The following is a 13,855-nucleotide window of genomic DNA, read 5'->3' on the forward strand; positions in this document are numbered from 1 at the left end:
GGGGGGGGGGCCGTCCCCGCGGCGGGGCGCGGCGGGGGGCCGGCACCCGCCGCGCCGGCCCCGGCACGGGTCTGGCCGTCAGAACGGCCAGTCGCCCCGGCGGCGGCTGTCGAGGTGGCCGAGCATGGTGAAGCCGGCGTCAGAAAGACCGCCGACGGTCACCCGGTTCGGCGCCGCCGCCACGTGGGCGGCGCGGTAGCCGGCCACGTTGAACGTGACGATCGGGACGTCGGGCAGGTTGTCCGGGCTGTCGTGCGCCTGCTCGTCGGTCACGATCACTACCCGCGCGTGGCCCGCGTAGGTGTGCCGCAGCGTCGTCCAGGTCAGCGTGCCACCCAGGTCCGCCTGCCCGTGCTTGTCGACGAGCGGGAGCAGCGAGCCACCCTTCGGCAGCCGCACCCGCTGGTGCTTCGGCTTCAGGTCGTTCCAGCCGCCTTCCGCGCCGTAGACGTAGACGTCCGCCTTCTCGGCGCGCAGGCCGACCGCGAAGCCGAACAGCGCCGCAGCCTCCGCGCGGGTCAGCGCGGAGCGGGCCGAGAGCGGCGCGGCCATCGAGCCGGACTGGTCGACGAGCACCAGCGTGCGGCCCGGCAGCGACGGGACGTTCGCCAGCGAGTGGCTGACCGCCTGCTCCAGCGGCCACGCCCAGCGGGCCGACGGCGCTGCCTTGTACGCCGCGAGGAACCGCAGCGGGAACATCCGCGACGCGCGGACCTGCTCGGCATCGGCGAGCCGCGCCGCGACCTGGCCCGCGACCTCGTCCGAGACCCCGGCCTCGTCGAAGTTCCGCAGGTTGCGGATCTGTGCCATGAGGCCCATCGACGGGATCATGGCCGACCAGGCGGTGGCGTCCATCGGACCGCCGAGCCAACCGGCCAGCGCCTCCCACGTCATCCCGGCTCGCGCGAGCCGGTCCGGCGCGTCGGCGCCCCACGACCGCAGCGTGTCGGCACGGTCCGCCGCGGCGATCTCCTCCAGCGCCACGCGGGCGCGCAGCATCGGAAGGTTCTCGGTCGCGACGGCGTCGTCGTGGTGACGGCGGTCGAGCAGGTAGCGGAACAGGTCGTCCTGCCAGGGGGCCGACGGGGTCGGCCGGGCGAGCTCCACCACGTCGCCGAGGCGGAACGCCTGCCGGTGGCCGTCGTACTTCAGCGCCGCGCGCTCGGTGAACAGCCGCGTCGCCGCGTCGGCGACACCGCGCTGCACACCGCCCGGCAGGCTGTTGCGGCCGGGACGGCGCCCGGCGAGCCAGTAGGCGGCGAACTCGCCAGGCTCGTCCGCGCGTCGCAGCGCGCCCGCGATGACCGAGCGGACGGTCGGCGCGGCCGCGCGGGCGGCGTCGGGCAGGGCCGCGAGCGCCCGGGCGTACTCGACCGCGGCGATGACCGACGCGGTGCGCAGGTTCGCGCCGTCGCGCAGCCAGGGGATGAGCCGGGCCACCCACGCGGCGTCCTGGGCGACGGCCTCCCAGAGCAGGCTGACGAACCGGCTGTCCCGGTCGCGGCCGGCCTCGTAGATGGTGTCCTCCGAGACGAGGTTGGTGATCGCGAGCGTGAAGAGCTCACTCTTGACATCACGCGCCCAGCCGGCGCCGCCCTCGGCGGTCGCGGTGCGCTCGCCGGTCGTGCGGACCGGGCCGGTGGCGCCGAACCGCGCGGCGGCCTTCACGAGCTTTCCCACAGTGTCCCCTTTCCCACGGGAACGCCACGCCGGAATTCGCCGCGGCGGTACCGAGAACCAGATCGGGCGAGGACCAAGGCGTCCTGGTCCACTAGACGACGAGACCCGAAAGTCCCGGCGGGATTCGAACCCGCGTTACCCCGTCCGCAGCGGAAGGAACCCCACCCTGCACTTCGGTACCGCCGTGGCGCGTGACGGTGTCGAGGACCAGGTCGGACGGCGTCTGCCCCCAGAAGGGCATAGCCCCAGGGGTGGGGCTACAAGGAGTCGAACCCAGAAGTACGCCAGCCAAGCACTTCGACACCGCCCCGGATGAAGATGCCGAGAACCAGGTCCGGGAAGCTGTTGTCTACTGCTCTGCCTTCTGAGCTACCCGACGGCCAGCGACCGCCGAGGCGGGACTCGAACCCGCGACCCGTAGATTAGAAGTAAGCCTACCCGTTCACTTCGGCACCCAATATCCAGCGGTGGCGTCCGAGAACCAGTACGGCCGAAGGTGGGATCTTCTTGAGAGGAAGTAACCCTCGGCCTTCACTTCGGACAAGACAAAGAGTACGACCCGGCCACTCTTCTCGAAACTGGTTTTTGCTTCGCCCCGGGACGCGCCGCTCGATGCCCGCCTACTCCTCTGGCGGCGGTTCCGGAGGCGGGGGCGCGAGGGAGACGATGCGGCCCTCGCGGAGACGGTGGGCGAGGCCAGTGTGGCGGCGCCCGGCGGAGGCGGCGCGGACGGCGCGGCCGATGGCCTTCTTGGAGCCGACGAGGACGACGAGCTTCTTCGCGCGGGTGACGGCGGTGTAGAGCAGGTTGCGCTGCAGCATCATCCAGGCGCTCATCGTCACCGGGACGACGACGGCCGGATACTCGCTGCCCTGGGAACGGTGAATCGTCAGGGCGTAGGCGTGGGTCAGCTCGTCGAGCTCGGCGAAGTCGTAGGAGACGGTCTCGCCCTCGTCGGTACTCACCGTCAGCGTCTGCTCGACCGGGTCGAGGGCGGTGACGATGCCGAGGGTGCCGTTGAAGACGCCGTTCGCGCCCTTGTCGTAGTTGTTGCGGATCTGGCTGACCTTGTCGCCGACGCGGAACACTCGCCCGCCGAAGCGGCGTTCCGGCGTTCCCGGCCGGCTCGGGGTGAGCGCCTCCTGCAGCGCGCCGTTGAGGGCGCCCGCGCCGGCGGGGCCACGGTGCATCGGGGCGAGCACCTGCACGTCGACCCGCGGGTCCAGGCCGAAGCGACGCGGGATCCGGTTCGCGACCACGTCCACGGTGATCTTCGCTGCGTCCTCGGCCTCGTCGCAGGCGAACAGGAAGAAGTCCGCCAGGCCCTGCACCTGGGGGAACTCGCCGGCGTTGATCCGGTGCGCGTTGCTGACGACGCCGGACTGGGCGGCCTGGCGGAACACGTGGGTCAGCCGCACATGAGGCACCGGCGTGCCGGCGGCGAGCAGGTCGCGCAGCACCTGGCCGGCGCCGACCGACGGGAGCTGGTCGACGTCGCCGACGAGCAGCAGGTGCGCGCCGGGCGCGACCGCCCGGGCGAGCTTGTTCGCGAGCAGCAGGTCGAGCATGCTCGCCTCGTCGACGACGACCAGGTCGGCCTCGAGTGGGCGGTCCCGGTCGTAGGCGGCGTCGCCGCCGGGGCGCAGCTCCAGCAGCCGGTGCACGGTCGCCGCCGAGTGGCCGGTCAGCTCGGTGAGGCGCTTGGCCGCCCGGCCGGTCGGCGCCGCGAGCACGACCTTGGCGCCCTTCGCCGTCGCCATCTCGACGATCGAGCGGACGGTGAAGCTCTTCCCGCAGCCCGGGCCGCCGGTCAGCACCGCGACCTTCCGGGTGAGCGCGAGGCGCACCGCCTCGTCCTGCGCCGGGGCGAGGTCGGCACCGGTCCGGCCGCGCAGCCAGCGCCGCGCCGCGTCCCAGTCGACCGATCCGAACGCCGCCAGCCGGTCGTCGTCCGCCGCCAGCAGCCGCAGCAGCTGGTTGGCCAGTGACACCTCGGCCCGGTGGAACGGCACCAGGTAGATCGCGGCCACCGGCTGCTCCGGGTCGTCGCCGGGGATCTCCTCGCGCTCGACGCCGCCCTCGGTGACCAGCTCCGCCAGCGCGTCGATCACCCCTGGCAGCGCTACCTCGAGGATCTTCGCGGCGTCGGCGAGCAGGCGCTGCTCGGGCAGGTAGCAGTGCCCGTCGCCCGTCGACTCGGACAGGGTGTACTGCAGGCCGGCCTTGATCCGCTCAGGAGCGTCGTGCGGGATGCCGACGGCCTGGGCGATCGTGTCCGCGGTGCGGAAGCCGATCCCCCACACGTCGCTGGCCAGCCGGTACGGCTCGCGGCGCACGACGTCGACGGACTCGTCCTTGAACTTCTTGTAGATCTTCACCGCGAGCGAGGTGGAGACGCCGACGCTCTGCAGGAAGACCATCACCTCCTTGATCGAGCGCTGTTCCTCCCAGGCGGCGGCGATCGCCTTCGTCCGCTTCGGGCCGAGCTTCGGCACCTCGATGAGCCGTTCGGGCTCCGTGTCGATGACGTCCAGCGCGTCGACGCCGAAGTGGTCGACGATGTTCTCGGCCAGCCGCGGCCCGATCCCCTTGATCAGCCCGGAGCCGAGGTAGCGGCGGATGCCCTGGACCGTGGCCGGCAGGACCTGGGTGTAGTCCTCGACCTGGAACTGCCGGCCGTGCTGGGGGTGGCTCCCCCACCGGCCCCGCATCCGCAGGAACTCCCCCGGCTGCGCGCCGAGCAGCGAGCCGACGACGGTCACCAGCTCCCCGCCGCGCCCGGTGTCGACCTTGGCGACCGTGTACCCGGTCTCCTCGTTGGCGAAGGTGATCCGCTCCAGCACGGCGTCCAGCAGCGACCATCGGACCGGCTCACCGGAGCCGGGGGCCGACGCCGGCGACCGGCCGCGCCCGGCGAGCTGGCCACGCTCGGGCTGACTGCGCGCAGTCGCCTCAATGGTCACCGCTGGGACCCTCCCTCGCCGTCACCCGCGGCCGCGCCTCCCCGCCGTCGCCGCCGCGGCCCTCACCAGGGCCGGACCAGTCGCGGAGGCCGGCCGTCCTCGCCTCTGGATCAGCGTAAGGGCCGCCTCCGACGAAACTGCCTGGCGCCCGGCCGTTCCACCGCGGACGCTACCGGGTCAAGCGCGGCACAACGGCCAGCCGAGCGGGGCTGTGGACACCGGGAGCGCGGGACCACTGCGTACCAAACCGTCGCAGACCACCGGTAATCTGCGCGCCTCAACGCGCGCCGCGGGACGACGGCGCCGGGGCACCCTCCTCGCGTCAGAGTCAGAGTCAGAGTACCGACAGTGACGACGGATCCCCAAAAGTGTCAAACAGGGGACCTATCGCGCGAATCGGTGTTAATAGCCGATATCGTCCGCGCCACAGTCCGCGCACCGCGACCGTCGGCGGGCCGAGCGGAGCGGCGTCGGCGCAGCCTCGCCCGCTCCCCGGTCCGCCCGCCGGCGGTCGACGCGCCCGACCCGATGGGTGGAACGAGACAACCGTGGCCGACGAGACCCCGCCGACGCCGGGACCCTGGCCCGCGCAGACTGGCCAGTCGGGCAGGCTACTGTGGCGCCGCCGGCCGGGCCTGCCCGGCCCGGGAGCCACGGGCGGCACGCCGGCGCCAGCCAGTTGGCCAGCGCCGGCGGAAAGCCCGGTCCACGGCGCACCCGATGCGAACCCGCCCTACCCGCCCGCCCAGCCAGGCCCGCCCGGTGGGCCATCGGCCCAGAACATGACCCCGGGCGCGGGTGCGCCGCCGGCTCCCGCGGACGGGCCGCCGATGCGGATACTGACGCCGCAGGCACCACGGCCGCCGCGCTGGACCCGCGGGCGCTTCGTGGCCTGCGTGGTCGGCGGTGTCGTTGTCCTGGTCGTGCTGCTGGTGGCCATCGGGGTGGCCGTGGGCGGCGGCGGGGACGACGAGAGGGACGTGGCCGCGTCCACCGCGGGGCCGTCCGGCACCGCGTCGCCGAGTCCGACCGCCGAACCCGAGCTCACCGGGCGCCGCTACCAGCTCGGCCACTGCTACCTCTGGGACCGCGGCGGATCCTCGACAACGGTCGACGACGTCTCCTGCGACAGGCCGCACCTGTTCGAGTCGGTCAGCGACGATCCCGCCGACCTCAGCGCCGAGTTCCCGGCCACTGCCGCCCGCCCGCTGGCCGACGACGAGTGGTCGAGCATCTACGACCGGTACTGCCGGACGCTGGTCGAGGCGTACCTGGGATATCCGCTCGATCCCCACGGCCGGTTCTCCATCCTCGCGATTGTGCCGAGCGTGGCGGGCTGGATCCAAGGCGACCGGAAGATCCGCTGTGGCATTGGCGCCTACGCCCCCACACCCGAGAAACCCGACAACGACCTGTCCGCCGGCTCCGCGAAGGGTGCCGACCAGTCGAGGGTCTACCCGGTCGGCACCTGCCTGGCGAAGGACACGACCGGCACCGGGCCGGTGGCCTGCTCCACCCCGCACCAGCACGTGGCGATCGGCGACATCCGTTTCACCGACCCTCCGGGCGCCGCGCCGCCGTCCGACGCCGCGTTCGCCGAGCGGGCCGGCCAGCAGTGCGCCGCGGTCGCGCGGGCGTTCTTCGGCCCATCCTTCCAGCAGACCTCCACGGTCAACATCAGCTGGTTCAACATCGCTCCGGAAAGCTGGCAGGCCGGCAGCCGGTCGGTCAGCTGCCTCGTCAGCTACTTCACCGACGCGGGCGAGCCCCGCGCGGTGACCGGCGACGCCCGCAACCCGGTCCCGGCCTGACCATGCGTCCCGCCCGCGGCGGCCGATCGGTCCAGCCCCGGCCCGGTACCAGGTCGCGGGCGGGACCGATCGGCCGTCCGCCGTCGCTAACGCGGGCGGTGGGTGAGCACGAGGGCGTACCCGAGGCAGCCGAAGGCGGCCGTGGTCGCGGCTGTGCGGACGATGTTCCAGCGGATCCACGCGTCCTCGAAGTGGGCTCGGACGGCCGCCAGGTCGGTGATCTGGTCGACCGGCCCGGCGGCGTCGAGGGCGTCGTTCAGCGGGACGTTCGCCGCGACCGTGACCGCGAAGGCGACGACGTTGAGCGCGAGCCCGGCGGCCACCCACGGCAGCGCGGAGCGGCCACCGGCCGGCAGGTGCGCGGCCCCGGCGGCGAGCGTGAGCAGCGGGGCGCCGACGAATGCCAGCAGGAACCAGCCATTGATGATCGCGATGTTGATGGACTGCATGGTGCTCACGAACGTGCGGGCGTCGGTGGCCCGCAGCCCGGGCATCACCGAGCAGGCGTACGCGTAGTAGATGCCCGCCATCAGCCCCGTCGTCAGGGTCGCCGCCAGCAGCGTCCCGATCCGCGCGCCATTCACGGTTGTCTCTCCTCTGGTCCGGTGGGCCTGGCCCGGATCGCGGTCGGGGGAGGCCGACGCGCCAGGTACACCTCCATTTGGCCGCGGCCGGGCGGGCGTGACCATCGCCGAGAGGCTCCCGTGCATATGCCGTCGTCCACGCGGGCGGTCGATCTAGACTGCCGGGTGTGGACGCGCTCGCCGGCCTGTTGGACGGTGCCCGGGCACGCGGGGCCTTCCTGCTGCGGGCGATGCTCACCTCGCCCTGGTCGCTGCGGATCCAGGACCGGGCGCCGCTGACGGTCGTCGCGCAGTGGCGCGGCGAGGCCTGGTTCTCCCTCGACGACGCCGGGCCGCCGACGCGGCTCGGGCCGGGCGACGTGGCGGTCGTGCGCGGCCCGGATCCGTACACCGTGGCTGACCATCCGTCGACCCCGCCGCGAGTCGTGATCCACCCGGGCCAGCGGTGCACCACGCCCGACGGCGTCGACCTGCACGACGTCATGGGTCTCGGCGTGCGGACCTGGGGCGACGCCCTCGACGGCGAGACGGTGATGCTGGTGGGCACTTACCAGATCGCCGGGGAGGTGAGCCGGCGACTGCTCGACGCGTTGCCGCGGCTGCTCGTGCTGGCGGGCGACAGCTGGGACAGCCCCGTCCTGCCGCTGCTCGCCGACGAGATCCCCCGGGACCGGCCCGGCCAGGACGCGGTCCTCGACCGGTTGCTCGACCTCCTGCTCATCGACGTGCTGCGAGCCTGGTTCACCGGCGGCGGCGACAACGGTCGAGGAGGAGGAGACGACGACGGCGGGGGCAGCGGCGGCAGGACGGAACGTGAGCCGTCGTGGCTGCGGGCGCACACCGACCCGGTCGTCGGGCGGGCCATGCGGCTGCTGCACAACAACCCGGGCCATCCGTGGACCGTCGCGACGCTCGCCGCCCACACCGGGGTCTCCCGCGCCGCGCTCGCCCGCCGGTTCACCGAACTGGTCGGCGAGCCGCCGATGACGTACCTGACCGGGCTGCGTCTGGATCTCGCCGCCACCCTGTTGCGCGACGAGCGGGGCGTGACGCTGGAGGCCGTCGCCCGGCGGGTCGGCTACGGGAGCGCCTTCGCCCTGAGCAGCGCGTTCAAACGGGTCCGCGGCGTGAGCCCCACCGAACATCGCGCCCGCCTGTCCGGCGTCGCCTGATCCCGGCCGACGCCGACGGGAACCTTCCTCGCGAACCGCGCGAAGCTGACCTGCCTGCTCGAGTTCACGACGGCGGCCGGCACGCCCAGGCAGGTCACCGGCGACCCGCGCCCCGCGGACCAGGGCGTGGTCGCGTGACCGACGGGCCGTCGACCCGGCCCGCCCAGCCTCGGGTCGGGTCGGCGGCCGGCGTCAGCCAGATCGCCTGAGCCGGCGCGGGTCGGTGATCCAGGCCCGACGCCAGCTCAGGCGACGTCGGCGACTGGCTACCCGGCCCCCGGAAGGCGCCAGAACACCGCATCCTGATCGATCTTGATCAGGGGCTCGGTGACGCCGTGCGCGGTGCGGAAGTCGTGCACCGCCTCGCGGCAGGCGGCGATCATGTAGTCATCGATGATCACGAAACCGCCCGCCGAGACCTTCGGGTACAGGTTCGCCAGCGCGTCCATGGTCGACTCGTACAGGTCGCCGTCCAGCCTGAGCACCGCGATCCGCTCGATCGGCGCCGTGGGCAGCGTGTCGCGGAACCACCCCGGCAGGAAACGGACCTGGTCGTCGAGCAGCCCGTAGGCGTCGAAGTTGGCCCGCACGGTGTCGAGCGAGACGGCCAGTACCTTGTTGGCCAGGTGCAGCGGGGTGGTTTGGTCACTGGGATGGCTGTCCGGGCCGCTGACCGGCATTCCCTCGAAGGAGTCGGCCGCCCACACCAGACGGTCGGTCACTCCGTACGCGCGCAGGATCGCGCGCATGAAGATGGCCGTGCCGCCGCGCCACACGCCCGTCTCCACCAGGTCACCTGGAATACCGTCCGCGATCACCGCGGCGACACATTCTTGCACGTTGTCCAGCCGGGCGCGCCCGACCATGGTGTGCGCGACACTCGGCCAGTCCTGGCCGGTGGCGCGACGAGCGTCGTCGAACGTCGAGCCCGGCTGCATCCGGCTCGCGATAGGCGGATCACGGTAGATCGTGTTGGTCAGGATTCGCTTCATCAGGTCGAGGTAATGCACGTTGCCGAGTTCTTGCGCACTCGGTGACGGCGCCAGCGTCACGTGGTCGTCCAATCTCGCGGAAGTGCGTCCGCGCACCGCCCGGCCCTGCTCCGGGCATACAGGGATAGCAGATGACTGCCTGGCAGAACCGTACTGTGCCGATCAGATCATCGAGCCCGTTTCCGAATAATCACCAAGATGAGAATCGGCACTCCGGATCGCCGACACCGGCACACCCGTCCGGTCAGCCGAGGGCGCGAGTACACCGACCGCCGACGCCAGGATGCTCAGCGCTGCGCGTGCCGCGAACGCGCGGGTCTTCACGGCTGCCCACAAGGCACCAAGGTCCCGACTTCGGCACGGCCATGGGCCACGGCGCGACGAGGATACGGGCCGGGGCGCGAGCCAGCTCCGACATGTTCTGTGCCCTGGCCTGGGACGACCGGCCGGACGACCGCGCCGCGTCACGCACCTTGACCCCGAACACCCAACCCGAGCGCCCGAGCACCCGAGCCGTTCATGATCTGGTGGAATCCCTGGGCTATACCTTCCGCAATCCCACCAGATCATGAGCAACGGCGCCAACAGTCTTAACCGGTCAAATCCCCGACACGCCGGAGCCCTCGGGAGCGGGAGCTTCCCCCTCGCCGAGGTGACACGATCGTCGCGACTCGCGCGCCCCGGTACACGGGTATGCGGGCGGGTACCCGGGCAGGCCGGCAGCGCGGCAGACTTGCCTGGCCGGGCGGGCACGACGGACGGCCGACGTCACGGTGGAGGGTCGATGGACTTCGCGCGGTACCGGACACTGGACGGGCTGGCGATGGCGGAGCTGGTGGCCAGCGGCGAGGTGAAGCCGGCGGAACTGCTCGCCGCCGCCCGCGAGCGCGCCGCGGCCGTCAACCCGAAGATCAACGCGATTGTCCGTCCGATGGACGACATCGCCGACCGGAGGCTCAACGAGGAACTGACCGGCCCGTTCGCCGGGGTGCCGTTCCTGCTCAAGGACCTCGGCCAGGACTACGCCGGCGTGCCGACGTCAGCCGGCTGCCGGGCACTCGCCGACAGGACGGCCACCGAGCACTCGACCGTCGTGCAACGCTGGCTGGACGCGGGCCTGGTCATCTTCGGCAAGACCAACACCCCCGAGTTCGGCTCCAAGGCGATCACGGAGCCCGCGTTGTGGGGACCGGCGCGCAACCCGTGGAACCCCGCACACACCCCCGGAGGGTCCTCGGGCGGCTCGGCGGCGGCCGTCGCCGCCGGGATCGTGCCCGTCGCCGGGGCGAACGACGGCGGCGGCTCGATCCGCATCCCCGCCGCCTGCTGCGGGCTGTTCGGGCTGAAGGCCGGGCGCGGCGTCGTCCCGCACGGCCCGGCCGACGCGGAGGGCGGCACCGGCCTGTCCACGCACGGGGTCGTGTCCCGCTCGGTGCGCGACACCGCCGCGATGCTCGACCTCCTGGCCGGCGCCGACCCGTACGCGCCCTACCTGCCAGCCGAGCAGCCTCCCGGCCACTACCTGGCGGAGACCGGCCGCGCTCCGGGACGGCTGCGCATCGGCGTGCGGGTGACCTCGGCGCTGAACCCGACGCCGTCGCCCGACGCGGTCGCCGCTGTCGAGGACGCGTCCGCGCTGCTCGCCGAGCTCGGGCACGAGGTCGAACGGGTGGAGCCGGTCGTCGACGAGCGAGCACTCGCGACCGACTTCCTGACCTACTGGTTCGTCAAGTCGGCCCGGCTGGTCGCCGAGGCCCGCGAGGTGCGGCCCGGTGACGACGGCTTCGAGACGGACACGCTGATCACCGCGGAGATGGGCCGTTCGACCAGCGCGGTGGCGGTGGCGCGGGCCGTGGAGCGCTGGCACGGCTACACCAGGGCGCTCGTCGACTTCCACCGCTCCTACGACCTCCTGCTCACGCCCACGCTCGCCCGCGAGCCGCTGCGGATCGGCGAGATAGCCACCGCGGCGCGGGAGCGCGCCGCGGGGACGCTCATGGTGCGGCTGCGCGGCGGAGCGCTGCTGCGCCGGCTCGGCCTGGTCGAGAAGGCCGTACTGGCCAACCTGGGCTGGGTGCCCTACACGCAGCTGTCGAACATGACCGGACGGCCCTCCATGAGCGTCCCGCTGCACTGGACGGCCGGTGGGCTGCCGCTCGGCGTCCAGTTCGTGGCGACACTGGGCGGCGAGGGCACCCTGCTGCGCCTGGCCGCGCAGCTGGAGTCCGCCCGCCCCTGGTTCGACCGCCACCCACGGGAGGCGGCACTCACCACCGGGTCGTAGCGGCACTCACCGCCAGGGCGTTTCGGCTCACCCGTCCGTACCGAGTCGTTTTGGCTCGCCTGTCCGTCGCCAGGCTCGCGGCGACGGGCAGGCGGAGCGTTCCCCTGCCCCGGCTCGGCGATGATCATCAGGCGATGCCGACCGGTCGTCAACGGCGTGGACAACGGTGCGGGACGGTCGGCGGGCGCCGAAAATGAGGTGCGGACCCGGGGGGCGGCGGGTGATCCTGGGTCAGTGGACGACGGAGCGGAACACACGGGGCGCCGCGCGCCCAGTCCCTGGCGGAAACGCGCCAGGGCGCGTCGGCGGCGTGCGCGGACGCGTCCGCCGGCAGCAGCGGCCGGTCTTTCCAGCCAACAGGAATCCCTTCTGGAATGGGCTAAGCGGGCCGGGCCGGACTCTGGCGGAAGAACGTCTGTCACGCCGGGCACCGCGCCGGCGATAGCGACCGGGGACAAGAGCGAACCGGCGCCGCCGAAGCGCCGGCACGCCGGGATCCGCTCATACCTGCGGTTCATCGGCACATTCCGCCGGCCGATGTCGGGTGTCATCGCCGTCTTCGTCCTCGCGGACATCTTCCTGGCCGTCATCCCGCTCTTCATCGGGCGGTTCGTCTCGGCGCTCATCGCGACCCCGCACGGCCACGTGCTCGCCTTCACGATCGCGCTGATCGGCTGCAGCATCGGACACGACCTCTTCTGGCGCGGCGCCGAGCTCCTTTACATGCGGCTGCTCAACTCGCGCCCCTACGACTATCAGAACCTGCTGTTCCGCCGGGTCATCAACCAGGAGTACCCCTACTTCTCGAGCCGGGCGACGGGCAAGATCAGCGGGTACGTGCGCACACTGGGCCAGGAGTTCCGCGAGTTCCTCGACAACGTCTGCTTCAACTACGTCGACCTCCTCGTGAAGCTCCCGTCACTCGTGCTGATCATGTTCACCGTGAACCTGCCGACCGGCCTGCTGTTCACCGGCTCGATCGCGGTGCTGTTCGTCGTCGGGCGCAAGACGGCGGCCCGGTCCGCCCGGGAGGAGAAGAGCTGGACCGACGTCAACGCCGACATGGAGAGCTACATCCTCGACGTCGTCTCCAACTTCGTCAGCGTGAAGTCGTTCCGCCGCGAGGACGCGGAGCACGCGCTGGTGGTGGAACGCCGCCGGGATGTCGTGAGGCAGGCCAACCGGTCGATGCTGTGGGCCATCGTCTTCTGGGGCTCGATGAGCCTCGTCGTGCGCTACCTGGTCTGGCCGGGCGCGATCCTGCTGAACCTCTGGCTGTACCTACGCGGCGAGCTGACGATCGGCCAGCTCACCACGTTCCTGGCGGCGCTGGTCATCTTCTCGGACTTCATCTGGGGGACGATCTGGGAGATCTCCCAGCTGAACCTGCGGCTGGCACGGGTCGAGGAGGCCTACGGCTACCTGTTCGACGAGCGCGACGTCCTCGACGACGCCGCGTTCCCCGACCCGGACGCGGTGGGGACGGACGAGATCCCGCTCCAGCCGGTGGCCGGCACCAGCCTGGCCGGGCCGATCGCGGCCGCGGGGGACGCGGGCGGCCCGGGCGACCTGGCCGCCACCCTCGGGCGGCTCGAGTTGCGCGGCGTGACGTTCGCCTACCCGGACAACCCGGGGTCGCGCATCCTCGACGGGGTGGCGCTGACGATCGAGCGGCACGAGAAGGTCGGGATCGTCGGGCGCAGCGGCAGCGGCAAGACGACGCTGCTCAAGCTGCTGCTCGGCTACTACGCCCTGCCGCCGGGGGCGGTCGCGGTCGACGGCCGGCCGGTGCCGAACCGCCGGCTCGCCCGCGCGATCTCCTACGTCCCGCAGGACATCTCGCTGTTCCACCGCTCGATCCGCGACAACATCACCTACGGCGCGCCGGACGGGGTCGGCGACGCCGAGATCGAGCAGGCGGCCCGGCGGGCGCACGCCCACGAGTTCATCGTTCGCGCCGTGAACGGCTACGACACCCTTGTCGGCGAGCGCGGCATCAAGCTGTCCACCGGGCAGCGGCAGCGGATCGCGATCGCCCGCGCGTTCCTCGACCACAAGCCGCTGCTGGTGCTCGACGAGGCCACCAGTGCGCTGGACAGCGAGAGCGAGCTGCTCGTCCAGCACGCCCTGGAGGAGCTGTGGAGCGAGCGCACCGTCATCGCGGTCGCCCACCGCCTGTCCACCCTGCTGCGGATGGACCGCATCGTCGTCCTGGACGGCGGCCGGATCGTCGAGCAGGGCAGCCACCAGCAGCTCCTCGACACCGAAGGCCACTACTACCGCCTCTGGCAGCAACAGTCCGGCGAGATGCTCGTCAACGACTGACGGACCATGAGCCCCACGGGTGCGGCCTACGGGCAAGGCCGCAC

At 72.3% G+C, this 13,855-nt stretch carries 8 protein-coding genes; 4 read left to right on the forward strand and 4 right to left on the reverse strand.

Going from position 1 to position 13,855, the window contains the following annotated elements; genetic code table 11:
* Window positions 1-78 precede the first annotated feature (78 nt).
* Together QOZ89_RS34830 and recD2 are read right to left on the reverse strand one after the other, a co-directional pair.
* Window positions 79-1,680, reverse strand: a complete 1,602-nt coding sequence (locus QOZ89_RS34830) for a TROVE domain-containing protein (RefSeq protein WP_312628031.1) — start codon at window positions 1,678-1,680, stop codon at window positions 79-81.
* 620 nt (window positions 1,681-2,300) lie between these two features.
* On the reverse strand, window positions 2,301-4,535 hold the full coding sequence (gene recD2, locus QOZ89_RS34835) for an SF1B family DNA helicase RecD2 (protein WP_071050403.1): 2,235 nt from the start codon (window positions 4,533-4,535) through the stop codon (window positions 2,301-2,303).
* 656 nt (window positions 4,536-5,191) lie between these two features.
* On the opposite strand from recD2, the gene QOZ89_RS34840 reads away from it, so the two are divergent.
* On the forward strand, window positions 5,192-6,454 hold the full coding sequence (locus tag QOZ89_RS34840) for a septum formation family protein (RefSeq protein ID WP_131804095.1): 1,263 nt from the start codon (window positions 5,192-5,194) through the stop codon (window positions 6,452-6,454).
* Between the two features lie 86 nt (window positions 6,455-6,540).
* Here QOZ89_RS34840 and QOZ89_RS34845 read toward each other — a convergent pair whose 3' ends face one another.
* On the reverse strand, window positions 6,541-7,038 hold the full coding sequence (locus QOZ89_RS34845; protein WP_083419042.1) for an anthrone oxygenase family protein: 498 nt from the start codon (window positions 7,036-7,038) through the stop codon (window positions 6,541-6,543).
* A 167-nt stretch (window positions 7,039-7,205) separates the two neighbouring features.
* Here QOZ89_RS34845 and QOZ89_RS34850 point away from each other — a divergent pair, with 167 nt between their 5' ends.
* Complete coding sequence (locus QOZ89_RS34850) at window positions 7,206-8,210, forward strand: AraC family transcriptional regulator (RefSeq protein ID WP_071050390.1); 1,005 nt, start codon at window positions 7,206-7,208, stop codon at window positions 8,208-8,210.
* A 266-nt stretch (window positions 8,211-8,476) separates the two neighbouring features.
* Here QOZ89_RS34850 and QOZ89_RS34855 read toward each other — a convergent pair whose 3' ends face one another.
* The gene (locus QOZ89_RS34855; RefSeq protein ID WP_312628037.1) at window positions 8,477-9,262 is read right to left on the reverse strand and encodes a TylF/MycF/NovP-related O-methyltransferase; all 786 of its coding nucleotides are present in this window, start codon (window positions 9,260-9,262) and stop codon (window positions 8,477-8,479) included.
* A gap of 724 nt (window positions 9,263-9,986) precedes the next feature.
* On the opposite strand from QOZ89_RS34855, the gene QOZ89_RS34860 reads away from it, so the two are divergent.
* A complete protein-coding gene (locus QOZ89_RS34860; RefSeq protein ID WP_312628040.1) occupies window positions 9,987-11,486 on the forward strand; it encodes an amidase in 1,500 nt (499 codons plus the stop codon).
* Between the two features lie 537 nt (window positions 11,487-12,023).
* Complete coding sequence (locus QOZ89_RS34865) at window positions 12,024-13,811, forward strand: ABC transporter ATP-binding protein (RefSeq protein ID WP_312628043.1); 1,788 nt, start codon at window positions 12,024-12,026, stop codon at window positions 13,809-13,811.
* Window positions 13,812-13,855 lie beyond the last annotated feature (44 nt).

The organism is Pseudofrankia coriaricola (genome assembly GCF_032027725.1).
GTDB lineage: Bacteria > Actinomycetota > Actinomycetes > Frankiales > Frankiaceae > Pseudofrankia.